20 protein-coding genes, 1 pseudogene and 1 other annotated feature are annotated in these 25,976 nt (G+C 52.3%); of the genes and pseudogenes, 8 read left to right on the top strand and 13 right to left on the bottom strand.

The window, feature by feature from the left end; genetic code table 11:
• Positions 1-48: 48 nt before the first annotated feature.
• On the top strand, positions 49-528 hold the full coding sequence (gene ybaK / locus D9734_RS06845; RefSeq protein ID WP_130206321.1) for a Cys-tRNA(Pro)/Cys-tRNA(Cys) deacylase YbaK: 480 nt from the start codon (positions 49-51) through the stop codon (positions 526-528).
• A 36-nt stretch (positions 529-564) separates the two neighbouring features.
• Here the strand turns inward: ybaK and ushA are convergent, their stop codons facing one another.
• Entirely contained in the window at positions 565-2,217 is a 1,653-nt protein-coding gene (ushA, locus tag D9734_RS06840) for a bifunctional UDP-sugar hydrolase/5'-nucleotidase (RefSeq protein ID WP_130206319.1), read from the bottom strand.
• A 217-nt stretch (positions 2,218-2,434) separates the two neighbouring features.
• Here ushA and fsr point away from each other — a divergent pair, with 217 nt between their 5' ends.
• Both fsr and ybaL read left to right on the top strand, forming a co-directional pair.
• Positions 2,435-3,655 (top strand): fosmidomycin MFS transporter, encoded by a 1,221-nt coding sequence (gene fsr, locus D9734_RS06835; RefSeq protein ID WP_130206317.1) that lies wholly within the window; start codon positions 2,435-2,437, stop codon positions 3,653-3,655.
• A 238-nt stretch (positions 3,656-3,893) separates the two neighbouring features.
• Positions 3,894-5,570 (top strand): YbaL family putative K(+) efflux transporter, encoded by a 1,677-nt coding sequence (gene ybaL, locus D9734_RS06830; protein ID WP_130206315.1) that lies wholly within the window; start codon positions 3,894-3,896, stop codon positions 5,568-5,570.
• A gap of 130 nt (positions 5,571-5,700) precedes the next feature.
• Here ybaL and gsk read toward each other — a convergent pair whose 3' ends face one another.
• A complete protein-coding gene (gene gsk, locus D9734_RS06825; protein WP_130206313.1) occupies positions 5,701-7,005 on the bottom strand; it encodes an inosine/guanosine kinase in 1,305 nt (434 codons plus the stop codon).
• 151 nt (positions 7,006-7,156) lie between these two features.
• Between gsk and aes the strand changes: the two genes are divergently transcribed.
• Positions 7,157-8,125, top strand: a complete 969-nt coding sequence (gene aes, locus D9734_RS06820; RefSeq protein ID WP_130206311.1) for an acetyl esterase — start codon at positions 7,157-7,159, stop codon at positions 8,123-8,125.
• On the opposite strand, the gene hemH is transcribed toward aes, so the two are convergent.
• From hemH to D9734_RS06780, 8 genes are all read right to left on the bottom strand, one after another.
• Positions 8,100-9,062, bottom strand: coding sequence for a ferrochelatase (gene hemH / locus D9734_RS06815; RefSeq protein ID WP_130206309.1), 963 nt, complete (start codon positions 9,060-9,062; stop codon positions 8,100-8,102). The two genes, aes and hemH, sit on opposite strands and share 26 nt — an antisense overlap.
• Before the next feature lie 131 nt (positions 9,063-9,193).
• Positions 9,194-9,838 (bottom strand): adenylate kinase, encoded by a 645-nt coding sequence (gene adk, locus D9734_RS06810; protein WP_001313630.1) that lies wholly within the window; start codon positions 9,836-9,838, stop codon positions 9,194-9,196.
• 218 nt (positions 9,839-10,056) lie between these two features.
• Positions 10,057-11,931, bottom strand: a complete 1,875-nt coding sequence (gene htpG / locus D9734_RS06805) for a molecular chaperone HtpG (protein ID WP_130206307.1) — start codon at positions 11,929-11,931, stop codon at positions 10,057-10,059.
• Between the two features lie 109 nt (positions 11,932-12,040).
• The gene (recR, locus tag D9734_RS06800; protein ID WP_130206305.1) at positions 12,041-12,646 is read right to left on the bottom strand and encodes a recombination mediator RecR; all 606 of its coding nucleotides are present in this window, start codon (positions 12,644-12,646) and stop codon (positions 12,041-12,043) included.
• A complete protein-coding gene (locus tag D9734_RS06795; RefSeq protein ID WP_001515903.1) occupies positions 12,646-12,975 on the bottom strand; it encodes a YbaB/EbfC family nucleoid-associated protein in 330 nt (109 codons plus the stop codon). The genes recR and D9734_RS06795 overlap by 1 nt, the downstream gene beginning before the upstream one ends.
• Before the next feature lie 52 nt (positions 12,976-13,027).
• Positions 13,028-14,959 (bottom strand): DNA polymerase III subunit gamma/tau, encoded by a 1,932-nt coding sequence (gene dnaX / locus D9734_RS06790; RefSeq protein ID WP_130206303.1) that lies wholly within the window; start codon positions 14,957-14,959, stop codon positions 13,028-13,030.
• Positions 13,631-13,695 (bottom strand) — a sequence feature (DnaX frameshifting element). It overlaps the preceding gene by 65 nt.
• Positions 14,960-15,077: 118 nt before the next feature.
• Positions 15,078-15,629 carry an adenine phosphoribosyltransferase gene (gene apt / locus D9734_RS06785; RefSeq protein WP_064529079.1) on the bottom strand — a complete coding sequence of 184 codons (552 nt, stop codon included), beginning with the start codon at positions 15,627-15,629 and terminating at the stop codon, positions 15,078-15,080.
• Between the two features lie 161 nt (positions 15,630-15,790).
• A complete protein-coding gene (locus D9734_RS06780) occupies positions 15,791-16,159 on the bottom strand; it encodes a DUF454 family protein (protein ID WP_064529099.1) in 369 nt (122 codons plus the stop codon).
• A gap of 69 nt (positions 16,160-16,228) precedes the next feature.
• Between D9734_RS06780 and priC the strand changes: the two genes are divergently transcribed.
• Together priC and rsmS are read left to right on the top strand one after the other, a co-directional pair.
• A complete protein-coding gene (priC, locus tag D9734_RS06775) occupies positions 16,229-16,756 on the top strand; it encodes a primosomal replication protein N'' (protein ID WP_130206301.1) in 528 nt (175 codons plus the stop codon).
• 13 nt (positions 16,757-16,769) lie between these two features.
• Positions 16,770-16,937, top strand: a complete 168-nt coding sequence (gene rsmS / locus D9734_RS06770) for a pleiotropic regulatory protein RsmS (RefSeq protein ID WP_130206299.1) — start codon at positions 16,770-16,772, stop codon at positions 16,935-16,937.
• A gap of 45 nt (positions 16,938-16,982) precedes the next feature.
• Here the strand turns inward: rsmS and D9734_RS23700 are convergent.
• The 3 genes and pseudogenes from D9734_RS23700 to acrR form a co-directional block, all read right to left on the bottom strand.
• Positions 16,983-17,081, bottom strand: a pseudogene (locus tag D9734_RS23700) (hypothetical protein); the annotation flags it as partial.
• A gap of 60 nt (positions 17,082-17,141) precedes the next feature.
• Positions 17,142-20,504 carry a mechanosensitive channel MscK gene (mscK, locus tag D9734_RS06765; RefSeq protein WP_130206297.1) on the bottom strand — a complete coding sequence of 1,121 codons (3,363 nt, stop codon included), beginning with the start codon at positions 20,502-20,504 and terminating at the stop codon, positions 17,142-17,144.
• Positions 20,505-20,625: 121 nt separating this feature from the next.
• Positions 20,626-21,279 carry a multidrug efflux transporter transcriptional repressor AcrR gene (gene acrR, locus D9734_RS06760; protein WP_130206295.1) on the bottom strand — a complete coding sequence of 218 codons (654 nt, stop codon included), beginning with the start codon at positions 21,277-21,279 and terminating at the stop codon, positions 20,626-20,628.
• A 141-nt stretch (positions 21,280-21,420) separates the two neighbouring features.
• On the opposite strand from acrR, the gene acrA reads away from it, so the two are divergent.
• Both acrA and acrB read left to right on the top strand, forming a co-directional pair.
• Positions 21,421-22,614 (top strand): multidrug efflux RND transporter periplasmic adaptor subunit AcrA, encoded by a 1,194-nt coding sequence (acrA, locus tag D9734_RS06755; protein WP_130206293.1) that lies wholly within the window; start codon positions 21,421-21,423, stop codon positions 22,612-22,614.
• A gap of 22 nt (positions 22,615-22,636) precedes the next feature.
• Positions 22,637-25,786, top strand: a complete 3,150-nt coding sequence (gene acrB / locus D9734_RS06750; protein ID WP_130206291.1) for an efflux RND transporter permease AcrB — start codon at positions 22,637-22,639, stop codon at positions 25,784-25,786.
• Positions 25,787-25,976: the final 190 nt, after the last annotated feature.

The raw sequence follows: 25,976 nt of genomic DNA, 5'->3' as shown, positions 1-25,976 counted from the left end.
TCAGGCGTATGCTTGCTTCGTTTTTTTGTTTAAGGCAGGAAAATTACGATGACACCGGCAGTTAAATTACTCGAAAAAAACAAAATTTCTTTTCAGGTTCATACCTACGAACACGATCCGGCAGAAACCAATTTTGGCGATGAAGTCGTCAAAAAATTAGGTTTGAATCCGGATCAGGTCTACAAAACGCTGCTGGTCGCAGTGAATGGCGATATGAAACACCTTGCCGTGGCCGTCACGCCAGTCGCAGGTCAATTAGATCTCAAAAAAGTAGCAAAGGCGCTGGGTGCCAAGAAAGTAGAGATGGCCGATCCGATGGTCGCGCAGCGTTCAACGGGATATCTGGTTGGGGGAATTAGCCCATTAGGGCAGAAAAAACATCTGCCGACGATTATCGACGCCCCCGCACAAGAATTTGCCACTATTTATGTTTCCGGCGGTAAACGCGGGCTGGATATCGAACTGGCGGCAGGCGACTTGGCGAAGATCCTCGATGCTAAATTTGCTGATATCGCCCGTCGCGATTAAGCATTGTGCCGGATGTGAGCATCCGGCACTTTCAGATTACTGCCAGCTCACCTCACCTTTCGGTTCATAGACACTCACATCCAGCGGCGAGTTTTTCTGGATATACGCTTTCAGCACTTCGGCATCAATAAAGCCGGTATTCACATAGCCCGGTTTGTTATCAAGGTGCGGGTAACCATCACCGCCAGTAGCATTAAAGTTTAATGTTGCCATGCGGTAGGTTTTTGCCGGATCGACCGGTTCGCCTTTGATTTTCAGGTCGTTGAGTTTGCCGTCTTTCGCCACAAAGCTGACGTTGGCAAATTGCGGGTAGGCACCGGAATCCGGCTTCATCTGCGCGACGGCAGTCAGATAATCAATCGCCTCTTTACCGGTCATGTCGGCATACACCACCACATTGCCGAACGGCTGCACTTTCAGCACGTTTTTATAGCTGATATTGCCTGCCTCGATAGAATCACGAATCCCGCCTCCGCTCATCACCGCAAAGTCAGCACCAGTACGATCCATTTGGGCTGCCAGAATCAACCGCCCCATATTGGTCTGTACAAAACGCACTTTGTCACGATCGCCTTCCAGACGACCGTTGGTTTCGCCTATTTTCACTTCCAGCTGCGCTTTGCCTTTGTTCTGGAACGGCGATAACAGCGAGATCATTTGCTGGTTTTCAGCTATTTCAGGGGTGTACAGCACACGCTCGCTTTTCCCGTCTTCCCAGGTGACTTTTTTCTTCAGGTTCACCGGAATCAGCTGGTAGTTGACCATTTTCATTTCGCCGTTGCGAAACTCAAAGTCGGCCCGACCAACGTACTTGCCCCACTCATGCGCTTGTACAATCCAGATGCCGTTTTGTTGATCCGGTTTGCATGGCGTACCAGGAACGTAATCTACCTGCTTTTTATTTTCCGCAGCCATACAGACTGGATCTTGCGAATGTCCGCCGACAATCATCGCCAGCGATCCGGCCGGCAAACTGCGCGCCATCTCTACATCCCCCGGCGCGTTAGAACCGTGCTCACCGTTGTCGTAATGCCCCATATGGGTCGCCGCGATAATAATGTCCGGCTTTTCTGTCTGTTGCAGCTCCTGGATCACCAGTTTGGCTTCGTCGGCAGGTTTACGGAATTCAATGTCGGTGAAGTTTTCTGGGTTACCTAACTTCGCTGTTTCATCAGTTGTTAAACCGATAACGGCGATTTTCAAATCCTGGCGCTTAAACAGCGCCCAGGGTTTAAACAGGCGCTCGCCGGTACTTTTTTGATAGATATTGGCAGAGAGCAACGGGAACTTTGCCCACTTTTCCTGCTGGCGTAATACGGTGAGCGGGTTATCAAATTCATGATTGCCAATCGCCATTGCATCATAGCCCACCAGATTCATGCCGCGAAAATCTGGCTCTGCGTCCTGCAAATCGGATTCCGGCACACCGGTATTAATGTCGCCACCAGAAAGTAGCAGCACGCTCCCGCCTTCAGCAGCGACCTCTTTACGAATACCGTCCACCAGCGTTTTTTGTGCCGCCAGACCGTATTCGCCATATTCATTGCGCCAGAAATGACCGTGATGGTCGTTGGTATGCAGAACCGTAATTTTATAGGTTTTATCCTGCTCATAGGCCAACGCAGTTTCACTCGCCAGTGACAATGTGGTTAACAGTGCTAATGCCACACCCCGCTGCAATAATTTCATACTTCTCTCCCTGACCAGATAATAACGTGTTGAAAATTAGTATGACGCGACATCATAGACAAGTCTGCGTTCGGTTACGATAAATCTACATCCAGATTGGAAATTCTGTTTTCCACATTGAGACTTCCTTCAATCAGCGCATACAGGTATGTTAGTCGGGTAATAATCACAAATAAGATCATTCTTTACATCGCAACCCTAAAAAAGTGACTTTCCTATGGCAATGAGTGAACAAACCCAGCCTGTGGCGGGCGCGGCTGCATCGACCACTAAGGCTCGCACATCGTTTGGCATTTTAGGCGCTATCAGCCTTTCGCATCTGCTGAACGACATGATCCAATCGCTGATTCTGGCGATTTATCCGCTCTTACAGTCAGAGTTTTCCCTGACGTTTATGCAGATTGGGCTGATAACCCTCACCTTCCAGCTCGCCTCTTCGCTGCTGCAACCGGTCGTCGGCTACTGGACAGATAAATACCCAATGCCGTGGTCGTTGCCAATTGGCATGTGCTTTACCTTAAGCGGCCTGGTATTGCTGGCTCTGGCGGGCAGTTTTGGCTCGGTGTTGCTGGCGGCGGCGCTGGTCGGTACCGGTTCGTCGGTCTTTCATCCGGAATCTTCCCGCGTGGCACGTATGGCGTCAGGCGGACGTCATGGTCTGGCGCAATCCATCTTCCAGGTCGGCGGTAACTTTGGCAGTTCGTTGGGGCCTTTGCTGGCGGCGGTGCTCATCGCCCCCTATGGCAAAGGCAACGTTGCATGGTTTGTACTGGCGGCACTGCTGGCAATCGTGGTGTTGGCGCAAATCAGCCGCTGGTACTCTGCGCAGCACCGAATGAGTAAAGGCAAGCCGAAAGCGCCAATAATCAATCCGCTGCCACGAAATAAGGTCGTGCTGGCTGTTTGCGTACTGTTAGTGCTGATTTTCTCGAAATATTTCTATATGGCGAGCATCAGCAGCTATTACACCTTTTATCTGATGGAAAAATTCGGATTATCCATCCAGAATGCCCAACTTCATCTGTTTGCCTTCCTGTTTGCCGTTGCGGCGGGGACGGTGATTGGCGGGCCTGTTGGCGATAAGATTGGTCGAAAATATGTGATTTGGGGCTCTATCCTCGGCGTTGCGCCTTTTACGCTTATTTTACCGTACGCAAGCCTGCACTGGACGGGGGTTTTGACGGTGATTATTGGATTTATCCTCGCCTCTGCGTTTTCTGCCATTCTGGTTTATGCGCAAGAGCTGTTGCCGGGGCGTATCGGCATGGTTTCCGGGCTCTTTTTCGGTTTTGCTTTTGGCATGGGTGGCCTTGGAGCCGCAGTTCTGGGGCTTATCGCTGACCATACCAGTATCGAGTTAGTTTATAAAATCTGTGCTTTCCTGCCGCTTCTTGGCATGTTGACCATATTCTTACCTGATAATCGGCATAAATCCTGAATTCCCGGCAGCCAAAGGTAAACTTTGGCTGCTTCATTTTGCAGTAACCATAAGCCTTTCCTCTTCATACACCTCATCACTTTTCCGATCCGTGCCTTTTTTGCGGCTAATTCCATTTTTCTGCAAAATTCAATAATTATTCATAAACATAATCTATGAAATTGTCATAAACTATTACCTGTAATTTTGGTTTTCCCGGCCAAAATATGGACAACCACCACCAGGAAAAGGAGACGGAATGCATCACGCCACCCCGCTTATCACCACAATTGTTGGCGGCCTTGTGCTTGCCTTTATCCTCGGCATGCTGGCCAATAAACTGCGTATTTCTCCTCTGGTGGGATATCTGTTAGCGGGTGTGCTGGCAGGCCCCTTTACCCCAGGTTTTGTTGCCGATACAAAACTTGCGCCTGAACTGGCGGAACTGGGCGTTATTTTGCTGATGTTCGGCGTCGGTTTGCATTTTTCGCTCAAGGATTTGATGGCGGTAAAGTCCATCGCCATTCCCGGCGCGGTCGCCCAGATAGCCGTGGCGACACTGCTGGGTATGGCTCTTTCTGCCGTGATCGGCTGGTCGTTAATGACCGGCATCGTGTTCGGTTTGTGTCTTTCCACCGCCAGTACCGTGGTGCTGCTGCGCGCACTTGAAGAACGGCAGTTGATAGACAGCCAGCGAGGGCAAATCGCCATTGGCTGGCTGATTGTGGAAGACCTGGTGATGGTCCTGACGCTGGTGTTGCTGCCAGCGGTAGCCGGAATGCTGGAACAGGGCGATGTGGGCTTTGCGACGCTGGCGCTGGATATGAGTATCACCATCGGCAAAGTCGTCGCGTTTATTGCCATTATGATGTTGGTAGGTCGCCGTCTGGTGCCGTGGATTATGGCACGTAGCGCGGCAACGGGTTCGCGTGAGCTGTTTACCCTGTCGGTGCTGGCGCTGGCGTTAGGGATTGCTTTTGGCGCGGTGGAGCTGTTTGACGTCTCCTTTGCACTCGGCGCGTTCTTTGCCGGGATGGTGCTGAATGAGTCCGAACTTAGCCACCGTGCCGCCCACGATACACTGCCATTACGTGATGCGTTTGCTGTGTTGTTCTTCGTCTCTGTCGGGATGTTGTTTGATCCGTTAATCCTGATTCAGCAGCCGTTGGCGGTGCTGGCTACGCTGGCGATTATTCTGTTTGGTAAATCGGTTGCGGCGCTTTTCCTCGTCCGGTTGTTTGGTCACTCCCAGCGTACGGCGTTGACCATCGCCGCCAGCCTGGCGCAAATTGGTGAGTTCGCCTTTATTCTGGCGGGTCTGGGGATGGCGCTGAATCTGCTGCCGCAGGCGGGGCAAAACCTGGTGCTGGCGGGGGCGATTTTGTCGATTATGCTCAACCCGGTGCTGTTCGCGCTGCTGGAGAAATACCTGGCGAAAACCGAAACGCTGGAAGAGCAGACGCTGGAGGAAGCTATCGAAGAAGAGAAGCAGATTCCGGTTGATATCTGCAACCATGCGCTGCTGGTAGGTTATGGTCGTGTGGGCAGCCTGCTGGGGGAGAAATTGCTCGCATCTGATATTCCTTTAGTGGTGATTGAGACGTCACGTACTCGCGTCGACGAACTGCGTGAGCGCGGAGTCCGGGCGGTATTAGGCAACGCGGCTAACGAAGAGATCATGCAACTGGCGCATCTGGAATGCGCAAAATGGCTGATCCTGACGATTCCCAACGGTTACGAAGCCGGCGAGATTGTGGCGTCTGCTCGCGCGAAAAACCCGGATATTGAGATTATCGCCCGCGCCCATTATGACGACGAGGTGGCATATATCACCGAACGTGGCGCAAATCAGGTGGTGATGGGCGAGCGTGAAATTGCCCGCACCATGCTGGAACTGCTGGAAACGCCACCGGCAGATGAAGTGGTGACGGGGTAAACGGTGGTTGCCGGATAATAGGCGCGGATATGTAGGCCTGATAAGACGCGGCCAGCGTCGCATCAGGCATCGAGCGCCAAATGCCAGATGCGGCGTGAACGCCTTATCTGGCCTACGAACCGACGATAACTTAACGATCCCAGTAAGATTCTTCCAGGCTGTCTTCACGCTCCGGCAGCCCGCGCGTTAAGCGTGGAGAATGCTGGTTAAGCACCTGATAGCTCACACGGTTGGCGTATTTACACACCTGCGCTAATGACGAATACGTCAGCCAGGTGAATTTATGCTTGCTGGAATTTGGTACGTTGCTACGGTGATAACTGTTGGCGGTAATGTCATGCAACAGCGCCGCCAGCGCCCCATCTCCGGCACCGTTGGTGTTCATGATTTTTTCTGGTCCGCCCATATACGGCGCAATGTGCGAATAGACGCGCAGCGGATTCTGGCAATCCTTGTGGCGCATGGCGCGGCTAAACTCATACTGGTTAAATTCCGCGATAGCGCCCGGCAGCAGCGGATGCTGGGTTTTACGTTTCGCTTCGTCTTCAGTAAAGCCCGCCATATACAAACCGATTGGCCCGGCGGTGCACAGCACCAGATCCACCCAGTCCAGCGCCTTATCAGACGCCAGCAGCGGATCGCTCTCTCCGGTCAACGCTTCGGCTTCTTCTTCATTCATCGCAAGGATGGAAACGTGTTCTTTGAGGAATTGCTGCCACCACTGCGGATTCTCGGCGATGACAAATTTGGTCCCCAACGTCAGCACCACCGGCACGTTATATTTCTTCGCGTACTCAATGGCTTTCATGGTCGCTTCCGGCATCGGTTCGCCCGGCTTGCAGCGCACCAGATATGAGGTGAGTACCAGCGCCGACGCTCCGGCAATCACATCTTCCGGAATGCTTTCTGCCCGTAGCTGGTTCATGTGGCCAGGGCTAATGGCAAAAGTGCGTTCGCCAGACTCACCAATCAGCGTAAAGCAGCGTCCAATCGGGCCGTCTACGCCTTGCAGATAGTTAAGATCGGTACGGCTGGAGGTATTACACAAATAACGATAGGCGTAGCTGCCAATTTCAATATTGCTGCACATCACGCCCAGTAGTACCGAGCGGTCATCCGCCAGTACCGAGTAGTTATGCATGGTGTTACCAATAGTGCCCCCCGCAAACTGATGGGTAATCAGGTTTTTCTCTTTAAGTTCCTGATAGAGTGCTTCGGCAACATCATCTTCAATCACCAGTGAATGCCCGGCGCTTAATCCATAACGCTCAATAAATTCATCATCCACTTTTGCTTCAATATCTACCAACGTCTGGTCGATACCCACCACCCAGGCAGCGCTGGTTTCGTTTTCTGGCTGGATTTGCTGCAACAGCGGATCGCGTGCGTTTACAGGGAAGTAATGTTTGGATTTACGTTTACCGGGAAATTTCATGGTTGTTTTTACGGGTGGTTAACTGAGCGGCGAATGTTAACACAATCTCACGGGAACGCGCGAGATGCAGCCAGTTTCAATATCAGCAGACGAGATCGCATTATCATGGCAGAGCTTCCTTACAATGGCGTAATTTGAAAGGAGTTTTTCTATGAAGATGGAAAACAAATTACCCGCACTGGAACTGATTTCTGCCGAAATGAGGGCCGTTGTTAATACGCTTCAGCCTGATTTACCGCCCTGGCCCGCAGAAGGAACACTTGCCGAGCAGCGTCAGCATTACACGCTCGAGCGGCGATTCTGGAATGCGGGCGCTCCAGAAATGGAAACCAGGGATTACGCAGTTCCGACAAAATATGGACAAGTGGAGGCCCGTTTATTTTGTCCAAATTCAGATAGCCCAGCGACGCTATTTTATCTTCACGGCGGTGGTTTTATTCTCGGCAATCTCGATACTCACGATCGCATCATGCGCCTGCTGGCAATCTACACTCAGTGTACGGTGATTGGTATTGATTACACCCTTTCGCCAGAAGCGCGTTTTCCGCAGGCGATAGAGGAAATCGTGGCCGCCTGTTGTCACTTCCACCAGCAGGTGGGCGATTATCAAATTAATATGTCACGTATTGGCTTTGCCGGTGATTCCGCTGGCGCAATGCTGGCGCTCGCCAGCGCCTTGTGGCTGCGGGATAAACAGATCGATTGCGGTAAGGTTGTGGGCGTTTTGCTGTGGTATGGACTTTATGGGTTACAGGATTCCGTGACTCGTCGCCTGCTGGGCGGTGCCTGGGATGGCTTAACGCAACAGGATTTGCAGATGTATGAAGAGGCATATTTAGGCAGCGAAGCGGATCGCGAGTCGCCGTATTACTGCCTGTTTAATAATGATCTCACTCGAAATGTGCCGCCCTGTTATATCGCCGGAGCGGAGTTCGATCCGCTGCTGGATGACAGTCGCCTGCTTTACCAGACGTTAGCGGCGCATCAGCAACCTTGTGAGTTCAAACTCTACTCCGGTACGCTGCACGCCTTTTTGCATTATTCACGGATGATGAAAACCGCCGACGATGCTCTACGCGACGGTGCTCGATTCTTTAGCGATAGGCTGCAACAAGATTAGCCATCATTTCGATATGTTCCGGTGTAGCATTAAGCGCCGGAATATATTCGTATTTTTTCCCGCCAGCGCCGAGGAAGACTTCACGGTTTTGCTCGGCAATCTCTTCCAGCGTCTCCAGACAATCCGCCGCAAAGCCTGGACACATCACCTGAATATGACCGACACCTTTTTCTCCGAGCATTTTCAACGTTTCATCGGTATAAGGCATCAGCCAGGGTTCCCGACCAAAGCGCGACTGAAAGGTCATCATCACTTTTTCCGGTGCCATCCCCAGTGCGGAAGCCAGTTCGCGAGTCGTTGTGCGGCAACGCTGCGGGTAATCATCACCTTCATCCGCATAACGCTGAGGAATGCCATGATAAGAGAGCAGCAGCAGATCCGGCTCGCCATGTTTTTCGAAAGAGGCCCGCACGCTGTTCGCCAGCGCATTAATGTAATCGTGGTTATCGGCGTAATCACGAATAAACGAAATCCCCGGAATGCTACGCTTGCGCGCGAGAATGCGTGCAAGTTCATCCCACACAGCGCCAACCGTAGAACAGGAGTATTGCGGATAGAGCGGCAGCACCACAATATGATCAACATGTTCTGCCAGTAGTTCATCGACGGCGCTTTCCAGTGATGGCGAGCCATAGCTCATGCCCAGCGCCACTGGCGTATCCGGTAAACGTTGTGCCAGCGCCTGCTGTTGCTGGCGGCTGTAAACCATCAGCGGCGAGCCGTCTTCCATCCAGACCGAGGCGTACAGCTTCGCCACGCGCGGTGAGCGCAGCGGCAAAATCACACCACGCAGCAACGGCCACCACAACAGCCGTGAGGTATCAACCACGCGTCTATCGCTTAAAAATTGTTTCAGATAGCGTTTTACCGCTTCAGGAGTGGGGGCATCGGGCGTCCCCAGGTTTGCCAGCAGAATACCGGTTTTAGTCTGACGCATTACCGCCTCTTATCGATTCAACTTGTTGATAATTGTAGCGGAAAAGTGAGGAAGAAGAACTAATTGCTGTGAGAGGCCTGGCCTGAGGAGGATGCGCAGACCTGCCCGAGAGCAGATCTGCTGCGGCTTGATTAGCCGAGGATTTTTTCCAGAGCCGCGCGAACTTCAGCAACCGGTTTGGTGCCGTCAACTTTCGCGTATTTGGTGTTACCCGCTTCTGCTTCTTTGGAGTAGTAGCCAATCAGCGGTGCAGTCATCTGATGGTATTCAACCAGACGTTTACGTACGGTTTCTTCCTGATCGTCTTTACGAGTAGTCAGCTCTTCACCGGTCACGTCGTCTTTGCCTTCTACTTTCGGCGGATTGAATTTAACGTGATATACACGACCAGACGGCGCGTGAACGCGGCGGCCCACGATACGATCAACAATCAGTTCGTCCGGCACGTCGAATTCCAGAACGTAATCAACATTGATGCCCGCTTCTTTCATCGCGTCTGCCTGCGGAATGGTACGCGGGAAGCCGTCCAACAGGAAACCATTACGGCAATCTTCCTGAGCAATGCGCTCTTTAACCAGCGCGATCACCAGTTCATCGGTGACCAGTTTGCCAGCGTCCATAATGTCTTTAGCTTGTTTACCCAGCTCGGAGCCAGATTTGACTGCGGCACGCAGCATATCGCCAGTGGAGATTTGCGGAATACCATATTTCTCCATGATGAACTGAGCCTGAGTCCCTTTCCCCGCGCCCGGAGCGCCAAGCAGAATGATACGCATTGCGAAAATCCCCTTAAATTGTGTCGATTTTTTTGAAAAAGCGATAAACGATACCACCAACAGGCGATTGCCTCAAGAAAGGCGCCCGGGGCTGAAACGGTTAATGGTGAGATAATTTGCGGAAAGTGCAGAGGATGAAAAGAAAAATGCCGGATGACACGAAGGTCATCCAGCACCACATTCAGCTGTATGCCGGATAAAATTCATCCGGCATTACATCAGGAAACCAGTAACTGGTTCATACGACGAATAAACAGGTTCGGATCTTCCAGCGTACCGCGTTCTGCCAGCAGCGCCTGATCCAGCAGCAGTTCTACCCACTCGCTGAACTTGGCTTCATCTTCAGTATCTGCAGCACGTTTCACCAGTACGTGATCCGGGTTCAGTTCGAAGATGTATTTCACTTCTGGCACTTTCTGGCCCGCTGCGGCGAACAGTTTAGCCATCTGGGTGCTCATTTCGTCCGCGTCGGTAGAAACAATCGCTGGCGTATCGGTCAGACGGTGAGTCAGACGGACATCTTTCACGCGTTCGCCAAGCAGGGCTTTCACACGGTCGATGAACGGAGTCAGTGCTTTTTCCGCTTCTTTCGCACTTTCATCGACTTCATCAGCCAGTTTTTCCAGCGATTCATCAACTTTAGACACCGACTGGAACGGTTTACCGTCGAACTCAGTCAGATAGTTCATCATCCACTCATCGATGCGGTCGGAAAGCAGCAGAACTTCGATGCCTTTCTTACGCAGCAGTTCCAGGTGCGGGCTGCTCTTCGCTGCCGCATAGCTGTCTGCGGTGATGTAGTAGATTTTCTCCTGCCCTTCTTTCATGCGGGAAACGTAGTCTTCCAGAGACACGGTCTGCGCAGAAGAATCGGTATGGGTAGACGCAAAACGCAGCAGTTTGGCGATCGCTTCCTGGTTAGCGAAATCTTCCGCCGGACCTTCTTTCAGTACCAGGCCAAACTGTTGCCAGAAGGTCTGGTATTTTTCCGCGTCGTCTTTCGCCAGTTTTTCCAGCATTTGCAGCACACGCTTGGTCAGCGCATTGCGCAGGTTACGCGTGACTGTGCTGTCCTGGAGGATTTCACGGGAAACGTTCAGCGGCAGATCGCTGGAGTCAATCAGACCACGCACGAAGCGCAGATAGTTCGGCATGAACTGTTCTGCGTCGTCCATGATGAACACACGCTGGACGTACAGTTTCAGGCCGTGTTTATGATCGCGGTTCCACATATCCCACGGTGCCTGCGACGGGATGTACAGCAGGCTGGTGTACTCCTGCTTACCTTCAACGCGGTTGTGGCTCCAGGTCAGCGGATCGTTAAAGTCGTGGGCGATGTGTTTGTAGAACTCTTTGTACTCTTCATCGGTGATTTCCGACTTGTTACGGGTCCACATCGCCTGCGCTTTGTTGATTTTCTCCCAGGAGATAACGGTTTCGCCGTCTTTCTCTTCGCGTTTTTCGATCTCTACCGGCAGCGCGATATGGTCGGAGTATTTGCTGATGATGGAACGCACGCGCCAGTCATCGAGGAACTCGTCTTCGCCTTCACGCAGATGCAGGGTGATTTCAGTACCACGATCTTCTTTGGTGATGTCGGCAACGGTGTATTCACCTTCACCAGCCGATTCCCAGAACACGCCGTTTTCTGGTTTTTCGCCCGCCGCACGAGTACGCACGGTCACTTTATCGGCCACGATAAACGCGGAGTAGAAACCAACACCAAACTGACCGATCAGCTGGCTGTCTTTCGCCTGGTCAGAACCCAGCGATTCAAGGAATGATTTGGTGCCGGATTTAGCGATAGTCCCCAGATGGTCAATCACTTCGTCGCGGGTCATCCCCACGCCGTTATCGGAGATGGTCAGCGTGCGCTTGTCTTTATCGAAAGAAACACGAACGCGCAGTTCGCCATCACCTTCGTACAGATCCGGGTTAGAGAGCGCGCGGAAACGCAGCTTGTCCGCCGCATCGGAGGCGTTAGAGATAAGCTCACGCAGGAAGATTTCTTTATTGGAATAGAGAGAATGGATCATCAGGTGCAGAAGCTGTTTCACTTCTGACTGAAAACCACGAGTTTCTTGTCCTTTCATGTAGGTCTACCTCAATAATGCCATTTTAAGGTTAAAAACAGGATGAGGGGTAAATGGGGACAAGGAAGGATAATTTCAAGCGAGAGCAGGTGATCCTGCTCTCGTTTGCTTAAAAACGAATCTTATGACGCCCGGCAAGGGAGTGTGACAGCGTGGTGCCATCGACCATTTCCAGCTCGCCGCCAACCGGTACGCCATGAGCGATTCGGCTGGCTTCCACGTCATATTGCGCGCAAAGCTCGGCAATGTAGTTAGCGGTGGCTTCACCTTCGACCGTCGGGTTGGTGGCGAGGATCACTTCGGTGATTTTTTCTGCCGCCAGACGCTGTTCCAGGCGATCAAGTCCGATATCATCCGGGCCAATACCGTCCAGCGGTGACAGATGCCCCATCAACACAAAATAACGACCGGAAAACTGCCCCGTCTGCTCAATGGCGTAGATGTCCGCCGGACTCTCCACCACGCAGATTTGACCGTTTTCCTGACGACGCGGATTTGAACAGATGTTACAGACTTCCTGTTCAGTGAAGGTCCGACAATCGGCGCAGTGGCCGATTTCCGACATCGCCCGGGTGAGCGCCTGCGCCAGACGCATCCCGCCGCTACGATCGCGCTGAAGCAGCGTGAACGCCATACGCTGCGCCGACTTCGGGCCAACGCCCGGCAGACAGCGCAGTGCTTCCATAAGCTGTGTTAACAGCGGGCTGGTTTGCATCAGAACGGCATCTTAAAGCCTGGCGGCAGCTGCATTCCGGAGGAAACAGAGGCCATTTTTTCTTTCTGGGTTTCTTCGATGCGACGCGCTGCGTCGTTGAATGCCGCAGCGACCAAATCTTCCAGCATCTCTTTGTCGTCTTCCAGCAGGCTCGGGTCGATCTCTACGCGACGGCAGTTGTGAGCGCCATTGATGGTCACTTTCACCAGACCTGCGCCGGATTCGCCAGTCACTTCCAGCTTCGCGATTTCTTCCTGCATCTGCTGCATTTTTTCTTGCATCTGCTGGGCTTGCTTCATCAGGTTGCCCAGACCGCCTTTACCAAACATAGGTTTCTCTCTCAATCACGTTAAGGATGACGATCGTAAGCAGTGCTTACGATCAAATGGGGCGGATACTTTCTTCATCCAGCTCTGCATCAAAGAATCGACGCAGGGTCTGAATATTATTATCCGCAATAATGGACTCGCGCGCCTGCGCAAGTTTTTCTTCGTATATCGCCTGACGCCACTCCAGCGGCGTACGCACCGCGGGATTATCATCTTCAACGATAGTCAGTTCAACCGTTGAACCTTTTAACGTGCTCAACGCTTCAGCCAGTTTTTGCTGTGCGCCGCGGTTATTCAAATGCCGCTGAGAGGAGCGCAAATGCAGGCATACAGCGTTGTCGCTCTCCTCTTTCCAGGCATTTAACGCCACCTGCTCGACCAGTTTGGGTAGCGATAGTTGGCTCACCTGTGCCGCCCACGGGTCGCGCTCAATGGCTTCTGCCGCCAGCTTCGCCGCCAGTTCCGGCGTTTTTTCATGTTCCAGCGCTTTTTTTAGCGCCTTCGGCGTGGCGACCACTTCTTTTTGCTGCATCACTGGGGTGGTCGCCTTCCAGCGATACGCTTCTTTTTTGGCTGGCGCTTTTTCCAGCGCCGATGGCACAGGACGCGACTGAACGCGATCGGTGACCGAAGCCAGTCTTTCCAGCGCAGCGTTATTCACCGGCCGCGCGCGGGTAGCGGCTGCCGGTTCACTCTTTTTTGCTTTGGTTGCTCCCTGAGCGCGCTGCAGTTGCTGACGCGCCGCCAGCACCTGGCTGGTGGTTTCTGAGAGCGGTACAGTCGGTGCCTGCTGCGGCGCTGGTTGCGGTTGCGGCGGCACCTGGGTTGGCGTCATTACTGCCGTTGGCGCGACGGGCGCAAAGGACTGGCGTGGCACTTCTGGCTCAGGCAGCGGCATACGCGGATGGAACGCCAGCGCGCGCAGCAGTGTCATCTCAACGCCCATGCGGCGATCCGGCGCATACGGTAATTCTTTGCGACCAATCAACAGCGTCTGATAGTAAAGCTGAATATCCGTCGGCGGTATGGTGCGCGCAAGTTCACGCATCCGCAACTCGATGGCGGCCATGTCGTTGCCAAGTGCAGCAGGCGAAAGTTGTACCATCGCAATGCGGTGCAACAGGCCGAGCATTTCCACCAACAACGCTTCCCACTCGATACCACGGGCAGCGGCTTCATTAATCAGCGCCATTACGCGCTCGCCGTTGGCCTCGACCATCGCTTCAACCAGCGACAGCGCCTGATCGTCGTCAAGCGTACCCAGCATCGCGCTTACTGACTGGGTCGAAACCTGGCCGTCGCCGCTGGCAATCGCCTGGTCGGTCAGACTTAAGGCATCTCGCAAACTGCCTTCGGCGGCGCGCGCCAGCAGTTGCAGTGCGCGTGGCTCGTGAGCGATATGTTCTTCGTTGAGGATGTGCTCAAGCTGGTGGCGAATTTGCTCGACATCCAGCGCCTTAAGATGGAATTGCAGACAGCGTGACAAAATCGTCACTGGCAATTTCTGCGGATCGGTCGTCGCCAGCAGGAACTTGACGTGCTCTGGCGGCTCTTCAAGGGTTTTTAACAGTGCGTTAAAGCTGTGACGCGACAGCATATGCACTTCGTCGATCAGATAGACTTTAAAACGACCACGCGCCGGAGCGTACTGAACGTTATCCAGCAGGTCGCGGGTATCTTCAACTTTAGTGCGCGAGGCGGCGTCGATTTCAATCAAATCGACAAAGCGCCCCTGCTCGATTTCACGGCAGTTATCGCATACGCCGCACGGCGTCGCGGTAATGCCGGTTTCGCAGTTTAGCCCCTTCGCCAGCAGTCGGGCGATAGAGGTTTTTCCGACGCCACGGGTGCCGGAAAAAAGATAAGCATGATGAATACGCCCTAACGACAAGCCGTTCGCCAGTGCGGTCAGCACATGTTCCTGGCCGACGACGTCAGCAAAGGTTTGTGGGCGCCATTTTCGGGCTAAGACCTGATAACTCATTGGCAGGCTCTGAAACGCTGGAAGGTGGATTCACGAAGGGGTAATGCTAACACAGCCCCGTCAGAACGGCGAGGCTGAATGTACAACTTGTGCTGCCCATGACGTGGGCTGGCGAAAATTAATGGCCCGGGAACGGGACAAGGCTATAACAGGTAATGCCCTGCTTTTCGAGGCGCTGTTCGCCGCCAAGATCGAACAGATTAATGATGAACGCAGCGTCAGTAACTTCACCACCTAAACGGCGGATCAGTTTAACCGTCGCTTCAATGGTGCCGCCTGTTGCCAGCAAATCATCAACCACCAGCACTTTGTCGCCAGGTTTAATGGCATCAACGTGGATTTCCAGCTTATCGGTGCCGTATTCCAGTTCATAAGATTCGTTGATAGTTTCGCGCGGCAGTTTGCCTGGTTTACGTACCGGCACAAAACCAACGCCCAGACCCAATGCTACCGGAGCGCCGAACAAGAAGCCACGAGCTTCAGTGCCGACAACTTTGGTAATGCCCGCATTTTTGTAACGCTCAACCAGTAAATCGATGCTGAGAGCGTAAGCTTTCGGGTCTTCCAGTAAGCTGGTGACATCGCGGAAAAGAATGCCGGGTTTCGGGTAGTCCTGAATGCTTTTGATGCTATTTTTGAGATACTCAAGCTGCTGTGCAGTCGCGGTCATAAGTGTATGCCTGCTTGTTACGGTGGTACTCACGGCGCGTTTTAAACGAGTCAAAAGTAACAGTTGTTTAACCTTTGACCGCCTGCGCCTGTGCTCGAAAACGCCAGAATGTACTGGCTGTGGGCGATAATTGCAACAGCGATTGTTGTGCTTTGCCGTTTTTATTGCTTTTCATCAATCACTGGGATTCGCCACATAAAAATCAGCAAACAGCCGAGGATCACCAATAACAGAATCCGCACCCACGTCATATGGACGAACCAAAGTGAAATCGCAAAAGTCAGTAAAATAATGAATATCGCCCGAGGCTTTGCACCGCGTGGCATCGCATGATATTTCTGCCAGAAGCGTAAATAGCTGCCAAACCATGAGCGGTACAGCAACCAGGCGTGGAAGCGCGGCGATGAACGGGCAAAGCACCAGGCGGCCAGCAGGATAAATGGCGTCGTCGGCAATACCGGTAATACCACGCCCAGCGTACCCAACACTACCGCCAGCCAGCCAATGATGATTAAAATGATTCGTTGCATATTATGTGTAGTCAGCATACAGAGTGGCTACTTTAGCATAACAATTATCATTTTCATTGAGGTCTTATCGTGAAAACTGCCCTGCTGCTGGAAAAACTGGAAGGTCAGCTCGCCACGCTGCGCCAGCGTTGTGCCCCGGTGGCGCAGTTCGCCACGTTAAGCGCCCGTTTCGACAGGCACCTTTTTCAGACCCGTGCGACAACGTTACAGGCGTACCTGGAAGAAGCGGGAGATAATTTGTCAGCGCTTCGCCATGCGGTTGAGCAACAGCAACTGCCGCAAGTCGCCTGGCTGGCAGAACATCTGGCGGCACAACTGGAAGCCATCGCGCGTGAAGCCGCAGCCTGGTCGCTACGCGAGTGGGATAGCGCACCACCAAAAATTGCCCGCTGGCAGCGTAAACGTATTCAGCATCAGGAGTTTGAACGACGGCTACGTGAAATGGTTGCCGAACGTAAAGCCCGTCTGGTGCGGGCGACCGATCTCGTGGAACAGCAAACGCTACATCGTGAAGTGGAAGCCTATGAAGCGCGCCTGGCGCGTTGCCGTCATGCGTTGGAAAAAATCGAAAACAGGTTAGCGCGTTTAACCCGCTAACAATGGAGAAAGTATGTCACTGGAAAATGCCCCTGACGATGTCAAACTGGCCGTCGATTTAATTGTGCTACTGGAAGAAAATCAAATCCCTGCCAGCACCGTGCTGCGCGCGCTGGATATTGTAAAGCGTGATTATGAAAAGAAATTAACGCGCGATGATGAGGCTCAAAGTGATAAATAAATGGGGCCGCTAAATGTTCCCTAAGATTGCGGGCAAACGCAAAACTGCCTGATGCGCTACGCTTATCAGGCCTACACCGCTCCTGCAATATATTGAATTTTCGCGGTTTCGTAGGCCGGATAAGGCGGTCACGCCGCATCCGGCATGAACAACGCGCACTTTGTCAGCAATCTCGGGGGCAACTAAATGCCGCCCCTTTCGTTATTATCCTACCGCAGGCGTCGGATCGTCACCTTTGTAGTCACGTTTCACTTCCGTCACTTCATCGCCCTTCTCGTTATGCAAATGCACTTCAAGCTGGTTAAAGGCAATGTTGATGTCGTTTTCACGGCATAACTGATCGATAGTACGGTTCAGTTCATCGACGGTGCGGCTACGGTCGCGCAGTTCACGAACATACAAGCGCAGTTCGTGATCCAGCGTGCTGGCGCCAAATGCAGTAAAGAAGACTTCTGGCATTGGCTCGTGCATCACCCTTGGATGCTCTGTCGCTGCCTGGAGCAGGACTCTGCGGACTTTTTCCAGATCGGAGCCATAGGCCACGCCCAGACGGATCACCAGACGCGTGGTGGTATCAGTCAACGACCAGTTGATCAGACGCTCGGTAACAAACGCTTTGTTCGGGATGATCACTTCTTTGCGATCGAAATCGGTAATCGTTGTCGCACGAATACGGATCTTACTGACCGTCCCAGAGTAGGTACCAATGGTTACCGTATCGCCAATGCGCACCGGACGTTCGAACAAGATGATCAAACCGGAGACAAAGTTACCGAAGATCTCCTGTAAGCCAAAACCAAGACCTACGGATAATGCTGCTGCCAGCCACTGGAGTTTATCCCACGAGACGCCCAGCGATCCGAACACCATCATCGCACCAACGGCAATGATGATGTAGTTAAGGATAGTGGTGATGGCATACGATGCCCCCTGGCGCATGTTCAGGCGCGACAGCACCAGCACTTCCAGCAAACCAGGCAGGTTGCGAATCAACGCCCAGGCCACCATTGAGACGATAATCGCAAACAACAGACTGCCCATGGTGACGTTTTTCACCACCGCAGCGCCAGCTTCAGTGCCGTTGTAATGCCAGAGCGTGATGCTGTCGAGATAGCTGAACACGGTGATCAAATCGGACCAAATTGCCCAGAACATGACACCGAACAGCGCAAACATCAGCAACATGGTAATACGCAGCGTCTGCTGGTTAACCTGCTCCAGCGCGATGGTGGGTTCTTCCGGCGGTTCAGCACCTTCTGCGCCCTCTTTCACCAGATTCTGCCGACGCGCCAGAGCACGACGCCAGGCGATACGTCGCGCCGCTACGCTTAATCCGCGCAACACCGTCTGGTAGAGCAGGTTCCAGATGATCACCAGATAAACGGTTTCAATCCAACGCCCGGAGAGGCGCAGCGTGGTGTAGAAGTAGCCTGTAGCGGTCAGCACCATCAGCGCAATCGGGATAATCGACAGCACGGTAATGGTGACCAGTCGCATGGTGTGCGACTCTTTATCACGCCAGCTTTCGCGGCACATCGGCCACACCAGGAAGGCAATCAGCAGCAGGTTGAAGAAAATCATCGCCTGCCCCAGCACATCATCCATCAGATGCAGCGGGGAAAGTTCTGCCACCACAGACCAGAAATGGATCGGCAGCAACGCGAGGCTGATGCGGACAATTTGCCGACGCCAGTGGCTGGTCTGCTGTTCCGGCATACCAAAGTGACGCACGGCAACACCGTTTTTCTCCAGCACTTTCCAGCACAGGCCAAACACCAGCCAGAAAATCGCCAGTTTTTTGCTGAACGACCACAATAACTCGCTGATGTTGAGTTGCATCGTCAGTAGAATCAGGCCGACAGCGAGAATAATCAGGCACACCGGCAGTGCGCGGATCAGATCAATAAGAATCGCTTTTGGCGTATTGAGCTGGCTATCGTTACGCAGGGAACCTACCGCCGAAGCCAGTTTTTGTTGATATGCTTTCAGCCAGCCTAAACGCCAGTGAATCAGCCCGGCAATCAACAGCAGCGGCAAACCGGCAAGGAAAGCGATAAATACGGCGGGCCAGGCTTTTTCCCAGTTCACCGTAATTTTCATCGATTTAAACTCATCTTTCAGGGTTTGCGGGAACGCTTTGATCCAGTCCCAGTCCATCGGACGGTTACTGTTCACCCAAAAAATTTGCTGAGTCAGGATGGATTTCAGGTTTTTCGATACGCTCATTAACTGCTGCTGGTTGATTTGCAGGTTAATGGCCATCATCAGCTGGTTACCCAACTGTTTGTTAAGCTGATCCAACAGTTCGCGACGCATATCAACCACTTGCAATAACGCATCGTGAACTTCGCTGTTGACTTCGTTGGCGTGACCTTCTTCCAGCTTGCTGACGAACGCATCGCTCTGGAACAGCGCGTCACGTTGCTGGTTGACTTCAAACTGTTCGAGACGCAAGTCCGCGATGCGGTTGGTCATATTTTCCAGTTCATCCGCCGAGGGCAGCGTTTGTTGTTGCTGATAAAGAATGCGTGAAAGCAGCAGACTGCCCTTCAGGACAGAAATCTGCTCTTTGATGTTACGTTCCGATTGCAGCGCCCGCTCCAGCCAGTTTTTGACTTTGATGTTTTGCTGCATCAGGACATTACCGTTTTCGGTAGCGGTAATCAGGCGCTGGCTTAATTGCTGGTTTATTTCCAGCTCCTGCTTCACCAGCGGATTAGCCTGAATACGCGCAGCTTCATCCGGGGTAACGGCTTCCTGCGCCGTTTTTTCGGTTAATGTCAGGCGCTTGCTGTTCACCGCCTCCTGCAACAGTTGTAGCTGATGTTCAAGTCGCGTACTGTTCGCCGTCACGTAATCACGCTGCTTTTGCAGGGTGTCCTGTAAGACAGTGTTCCCTTCCAGGCTTTTACGCTGTTGGTCAATCTCGGCATTCAGCAAAGCCTGCTGTGCCTGCATTAACACTTTCTGGCTGGGACGTAAGGCGGCTTCGCCGACCTCTGTTCCATCCAGGCGGCTGCGAATTTGTTGCAATTGCTGCGAGGCGGTATACATCGCATTTTGCACGCGTTCAGGCTGCGTCTGTAACGAAACTAACTGGCTGTTATAAGAAGCCAGATCATTTTGTGCATTCTGCAAATCGTCCAGCGCCTGGGAGACACGTAACTCCAACTGGCGCAACGATAGCGTACTCAGAATTTTGCGGGTTTCTTCGTCGTTATCCACATCATTGAGCGCAGTTAGCGCTGCAGTCGCTTGACGCATTTTCTCTGGCGCTTCAGCAACTTTTTGCCGTAATTGCACCGTTTCGTCTTTTACGCGATCGATTTTCTCGAGGGTGGCTAACGTGTCAGTAATATCTTGCTGCACCAGCTTGTCCTGGGCAGAAAGATCTTTTTGTTTATTCAGTGAGTCAAGTTGTGCCTGCAGGTCTGCTTTCGTCGGTAGATCACCATTCGATGACGCCCGCGCAAACGCCGTGTTCTGGCATAACAAGACAAGAACAAAAGCAATAAATGCTGAAAAAACAAAATGCCGTGATCGTTTGTAATACTGGAACATAGTCATGATGAATGAGGGTTTCTGAACCTGAAGAACGACCTGAACGAGTCGGGTGGCTAGAATATCACGGTGTAGAGAGCCAGAATAGCAACAGCGAAAATGTCCAGGATAAATCCTGGAGTCTGATTCAGGATTTTTCGTTGGCGGCGGGAGTACGAAGAGTCGGGCAAAGAAGATACATTTCCAACAAGATGGCTACGTAATCGCGGGCTTCTTTTTTGAGATCAAAAGATTGCGGTGCAAACAGCCAGTTTTCCATCAGGCCGGAAATATAACCGCGCATAATTATCGCCGCACGGCGCGTCATTAAATTGGTTGGTAATAATTTTTTTTCAATACAATGTCTTAACGTTTGCTCTATACGTTCATAACTTTCCAGACAGAGATTTCGTTGTGCCTGTTGGACAACCGCCATTTCTCCGACAAACTCGCATTTGTGGAAAATAATCTCCATCAATAATCGACGCCGTTCTTCCGTCACCGTCGATTCAAGCACATGAATTAGTATTTCTCTTAAAACTGAGAGTGGATCGTCAGGGAATTTTGCCTGATACTCAAGCTCTAGTTCACCAATATTGGACTCTGACAGCTCCCAGATCTCACTGAACAAATCCGACTTGTCTTTAAAATGCCAGTAGATTGCACCGCGCGTAACGCCTGCCGCTTTTGCAATCTCTCCCAGTGAGGTGGATGATACCCCCTGCTGTGAGAAAAGACGTAGCGCCACATCGAGGATGTGTTGACGCGTTTCTTGCGCTTCTTGTTTGGTTTTTCGTGCCATATGTTAGTGAATTTACAGGCGTTAGATTTACATACATTTATGAATGTATGTACCATAGCACGACGATAATATAAACGCAGCAATGGGTTTATCGACTTTTGACCATTGACCAATTTGAAATCGGACACTCGAGGTTTACATATGAACAAAAACAGAGGGTTTACGCCTCTGGCGATCGTTCTGATGCTCTCAGGCAGCTTAGCGCTTACAGGATGTGACGACAAACAGGCCCAACAAGGTGGCCAGCAGATGCCCGCCGTTGGGGTAGTAACAGTCAAAACTGAACCTCTGCAGATCACAACCGAGCTTCCGGGCCGCACCAGTGCTTTCCGGATCGCAGAAGTTCGTCCTCAAGTTAGCGGGATTATCCTGAAGCGTAATTTCAAAGAGGGTAGCGACATCGAAGCAGGTGTCTCTCTTTATCAGATTGATCCTGCTACCTACCAGGCGGCGTACGACAGTGCAAAAGGCGATCTGGCGAAAGCGCAGGCGGCAGCCAATATCGCACAACTGACTGTTAATCGTTACCAGAAACTGCTGGGTACTCAGTACATCAGTAAGCAAGAGTACGATCAGGCTCTGGCTGATGCGCAACAGGCAAATGCGGCTGTCACTGCGGCAAAAGCGGCTGTTGAAACCGCGCGGATCAATCTGGCTTACACCAAAGTCACCTCTCCGATTACTGGCCGTATTGGTAAATCAAACGTGACGGAAGGTGCCCTGGTGCAAAACGGTCAGGCGACTGCGCTGGCAACCGTGCAGCAACTTGATCCTATCTATGTGGATGTTACCCAGTCCAGCAACGACTTCCTGCGTCTGAAACAGGAACTGGCAAACGGTACGCTGAAGCAAGAGAACGGCAAGGCCAAAGTCTCGCTGATCACCAGCGACGGCATTAAGTTCCCGCAGGACGGTACGCTGGAGTTCTCTGACGTGACTGTCGATCAGACCACCGGTTCTATCACTTTACGCGCTATCTTCCCGAACCCGGATCACACTCTGCTGCCGGGTATGTTCGTGCGCGCTCGTCTGGAAGAAGGGCTTAATCCTAACGCCATTTTAGTTCCGCAACAGGGTGTAACTCGTACACCACGCGGTGAGGCTACCGTTCTGGTGGTTGGCGCGGATGACAAAGTGGAAACCCGCCCAATCGTCGCAAGCCAGGCTATTGGCGATAAGTGGCTGGTGACAGAAGGTCTGAAAGCAGGCGACCGCGTAGTAATAAGTGGGCTGCAGAAAGTGCGTCCTGGTGTCCAGGTAAAAGCACAAGAAGTTACCGCTGATAATAACCAGCAAGCCGCAAGCGGTGCTCAGCCTGAACAGTCCAAGTCTTAACTTAAACAGGAGCCGTTAAGACATGCCTAATTTCTTTATCGATCGCCCGATTTTTGCGTGGGTGATCGCCATCATTATCATGTTGGCAGGGGGGCTGGCGATCCTCAAACTGCCGGTGGCGCAATATCCTACGATTGCACCACCGGCGGTCACGATCTCCGCTTCCTACCCCGGCGCTGATGCGAAAACAGTGCAGGACACGGTGACACAGGTTATCGAACAGAATATGAACGGTATCGATAACCTGATGTATATGTCCTCTAACAGTGACTCCACGGGTACTGTGCAGATCACCCTGACCTTTGAGTCTGGTACTGATGCGGATATCGCGCAGGTTCAGGTGCAGAACAAACTGCAACTGGCGATGCCGTTGCTGCCGCAAGAAGTACAGCAGCAAGGGGTGAGCGTTGAGAAATCTTCCAGCAGCTTCCTGATGGTTGTCGGTGTTATCAACACTGACGGCACCATGACGCAGGAAGATATCTCCGACTACGTAGCGGCAAATATGAAAGATGCCATTAGCCGTACGTCGGGCGTTGGTGACGTTCAGCTGTTCGGTTCACAGTACGCGATGCGTATCTGGATGAACCCGAATGAGTTGAACAAATACCAGCTAACGCCGGTTGATGTCATTACCGCTATCAAAGCACAGAACGCCCAGGTCGCAGCCGGTCAGCTCGGCGGTACACCGCCGGTGAAAGGCCAGCAGCTTAACGCCTCTATTATTGCTCAGACGCGTCTGACCTCTACTGAAGAGTTCGGCAAAATTCTGCTGAAAGTGAATCAGGATGGTTCCCGCGTGCTGCTGCGTGATGTGGCGAAGATTGAGCTGGGTGGTGAGAACTACGACATCATCGCGGAATTTAACGGACAACCGGCTTCTGGTCTGGGTATCAAGCTGGCAACCGGTGCGAACGCGCTGGAAACTGCTGCGGCAATCCGAGCTGAACTGGCGAAGATGGAGCCATTCTTCCCGTCAGGTCTGAAAATCGTTTATCCGTACGACACGACGCCGTTCGTGAAAATCTCTATTCACGAAGTGGTTAAAACCCTGGTCGAAGCGATCATCCTTGTGTTCCTGGTTATGTATCTGTTCCTGCAGAACTTCCGCGCGACGTTGATTCCGACCATTGCCGTACCGGTGGTATTGCTGGGGACCTTTGCCGTCCTTGCCGCCTTTGGCTTCTCGATAAACACGCTAACGATGTTCGGGATGGTGCTCGCCATCGGCCTGTTGGTTGATGACGCCATCGTTGTGGTAGAAAACGTTGAGCGTGTAATGGCGGAAGAAGGTTTACCGCCGAAAGAAGCCACACGTAAGTCGATGGGACAGATTCAGGGCGCACTGGTGGGTATCGCGATGGTGCTGTCGGCGGTATTTATCCCGATGGCCTTCTTCGGCGGCTCTACTGGTGCAATCTATCGTCAGTTCTCCATTACCATTGTTTCGGCAATGGCACTGTCAGTGCTGGTGGCGTTGATCCTGACTCCGGCACTTTGTGCCACTATGCTGAAACCTATCGCTAAAGGCGATCACGGCGAAGGCAAAAAAGGCTTCTTCGGCTGGTTTAACCGCATGTTCGAGAAGAGCACGCACCACTACACCGACAGCGTAGGCGGTATTCTGCGCAGCACGGGGCGTTATCTGGTGCTGTATCTGATCATTGTGGTCGGCATGGCTTATCTGTTTGTACGTCTGCCAAGTTCCTTCTTGCCAGATGAAGACCAGGGTGTATTTATGACCATGGTCCAACTGCCAGCGGGTGCGACGCAGGAACGTACGCAGAAAGTGCTCAATGAGGTGACGGATTACTATCTGACCAAAGAGAAGAACAACGTTGAGTCGGTATTCGCCGTTAACGGCTTCGGCTTTGCGGGACGTGGTCAGAACACCGGTATTGCGTTCGTTTCGTTGAAGGACTGGGCTGACCGTCCGGGTGATGAAAACAAAGTTGAAGCGATTACCACGCGTGCAACGCGCGCTTTCTCGCAGATTAAAGATGCGATGGTCTTCGCCTTTAACCTGCCTGCGATTGTGGAACTGGGTACGGCAACGGGCTTCGACTTTGAGCTGATTGACCAGGCGGGCCTCGGTCACGAAAAACTGACTCAAGCGCGTAACCAGCTGCTGGGCGAAGCGGCGAAACATCCTGATCTGTTGACCAGCGTGCGTCCAAACGGTCTGGAAGATACTCCGCAGTTCAAGATTGATATCGACCAGGAGAAAGCTCAGGCACTGGGTGTTTCTATTAACGATATTAACACTACCCTGGGCGCTGCATGGGGCGGCAGCTACGTGAACGACTTTATCGACCGCGGTCGTGTGAAAAAAGTTTACGTCATGTCAGAAGCAAAATACCGCATGCTGCCGGAAGATATCGGTAACTGGTATGTGCGTGCTGCTGATGGCCAGATGGTGCCGTTCTCGGCATTCTCATCTTCGCGTTGGGAGTACGGTTCGCCGCGTCTGGAACGTTACAACGGCCTGCCATCCATGGAGATCTTAGGCCAGGCGGCACCAGGTAAGAGTACCGGTGAAGCAATGGCGCTGATGGAACAACTGGCGAGCAAACTGCCTACCGGTGTTGGCTACGACTGGACGGGGATGTCCTATCAGGAACGTCTCTCCGGCAACCAGGCGCCGTCGCTGTATGCGATTTCGTTGATTGTCGTGTTCCTGTGTCTGGCGGCATTGTACGAGAGCTGGTCGATTCCGTTCTCCGTTATGCTGGTCGTGCCGCTGGGGGTTATCGGTGCGTTGCTGGCAGCCACCTTCCGCGGCCTGACCAACGACGTCTACTTCCAGGTGGGCCTGCTCACAACCATTGGGTTGTCGGCGAAGAACGCGATACTTATCGTCGAATTCGCCAAAGACTTGATGGATAAAGAAGGTAAAGGTCTGATTGAAGCAACTCTGGATGCGGTGCGGATGCGTTTACGTCCAATCCTGATGACTTCACTGGCATTTATCCTCGGTGTTATGCCGCTGGTTATCAGCACCGGTGCTGGTTCCGGCGCGCAGAACGCAGTAGGTACTGGTGTAATGGGCGGGATGGTGACCGCAACTGTACTGGCTATCTTCTTCGTTCCGGTGTTCTTCGTGGTGGTTCGCCGCCGCTTTAGCCGCAAAAATGAAGATATCGAACATAACCATACAGTCGATCATCATTGATTAACGTCGTAATCACTAAGGCCGCGCAAGCGGCCTTTTTTATACGCGTAATCTTAATGTTGAAATGTTTATAGTTAATGATTTCAAACGTAAGTTAGTTTTAACGCCGCATAAAATTCATAAAAAATACTTATTGTTAGTTAATTTATATTAAGTCGTACCGATGGATTTAATAACCCCCAGGCATCTA

It is taken from the genome of Escherichia sp. E14S1 (assembly GCF_004211995.1).
GTDB lineage: Bacteria > Pseudomonadota > Gammaproteobacteria > Enterobacterales > Enterobacteriaceae > Escherichia.
The sequence above is the reverse complement of the archived record's forward strand: the minus strand, read 5'-3'. Positions and strand labels throughout refer to the sequence as shown.

Bases quoted from the DNA above. Each gene is read 5' to 3' on its own strand.
- fsr (WP_130206317.1), top strand. From the start codon at position 2,435: ATGGCAATGAGTGAACAAACCCAGCCTGTGGCGGGCGCGGCTGCATCG.
- adk (WP_001313630.1), bottom strand. From the start codon at position 9,838: ATGCGTATCATTCTGCTTGGCGCTCCGGGCGCGGGGAAAGGGACTCAG.
- htpG (WP_130206307.1), bottom strand. From the start codon at position 11,931: ATGAAAGGACAAGAAACTCGTGGTTTTCAGTCAGAAGTGAAACAGCTT.
- recR (WP_130206305.1), bottom strand. From the start codon at position 12,646: ATGCAAACCAGCCCGCTGTTAACACAGCTTATGGAAGCACTGCGCTGT.
- ybaK (WP_130206321.1), top strand. From the start codon at position 49: ATGACACCGGCAGTTAAATTACTCGAAAAAAACAAAATTTCTTTTCAG.
- dnaX (WP_130206303.1), bottom strand. From the start codon at position 14,959: ATGAGTTATCAGGTCTTAGCCCGAAAATGGCGCCCACAAACCTTTGCT.
- hemH (WP_130206309.1), bottom strand. From the start codon at position 9,062: ATGCGTCAGACTAAAACCGGTATTCTGCTGGCAAACCTGGGGACGCCC.
- gsk (WP_130206313.1), bottom strand. From the start codon at position 7,005: ATGAAATTTCCCGGTAAACGTAAATCCAAACATTACTTCCCTGTAAAC.
- acrR (WP_130206295.1), bottom strand. From the start codon at position 21,279: ATGGCACGAAAAACCAAACAAGAAGCGCAAGAAACGCGTCAACACATC.
- rsmS (WP_130206299.1), top strand. From the start codon at position 16,770: ATGTCACTGGAAAATGCCCCTGACGATGTCAAACTGGCCGTCGATTTA.
- apt (WP_064529079.1), bottom strand. From the start codon at position 15,629: ATGACCGCGACTGCACAGCAGCTTGAGTATCTCAAAAATAGCATCAAA.
- ushA (WP_130206319.1), bottom strand. From the start codon at position 2,217: ATGAAATTATTGCAGCGGGGTGTGGCATTAGCACTGTTAACCACATTG.
- D9734_RS06795 (WP_001515903.1), bottom strand. From the start codon at position 12,975: ATGTTTGGTAAAGGCGGTCTGGGCAACCTGATGAAGCAAGCCCAGCAG.
- aes (WP_130206311.1), top strand. From the start codon at position 7,157: ATGAAGATGGAAAACAAATTACCCGCACTGGAACTGATTTCTGCCGAA.
- D9734_RS06780 (WP_064529099.1), bottom strand. From the start codon at position 16,159: ATGCAACGAATCATTTTAATCATCATTGGCTGGCTGGCGGTAGTGTTG.
- ybaL (WP_130206315.1), top strand. From the start codon at position 3,894: ATGCATCACGCCACCCCGCTTATCACCACAATTGTTGGCGGCCTTGTG.
- acrB (WP_130206291.1), top strand. From the start codon at position 22,637: ATGCCTAATTTCTTTATCGATCGCCCGATTTTTGCGTGGGTGATCGCC.
- acrA (WP_130206293.1), top strand. From the start codon at position 21,421: ATGAACAAAAACAGAGGGTTTACGCCTCTGGCGATCGTTCTGATGCTC.
- mscK (WP_130206297.1), bottom strand. From the start codon at position 20,504: ATGACTATGTTCCAGTATTACAAACGATCACGGCATTTTGTTTTTTCA.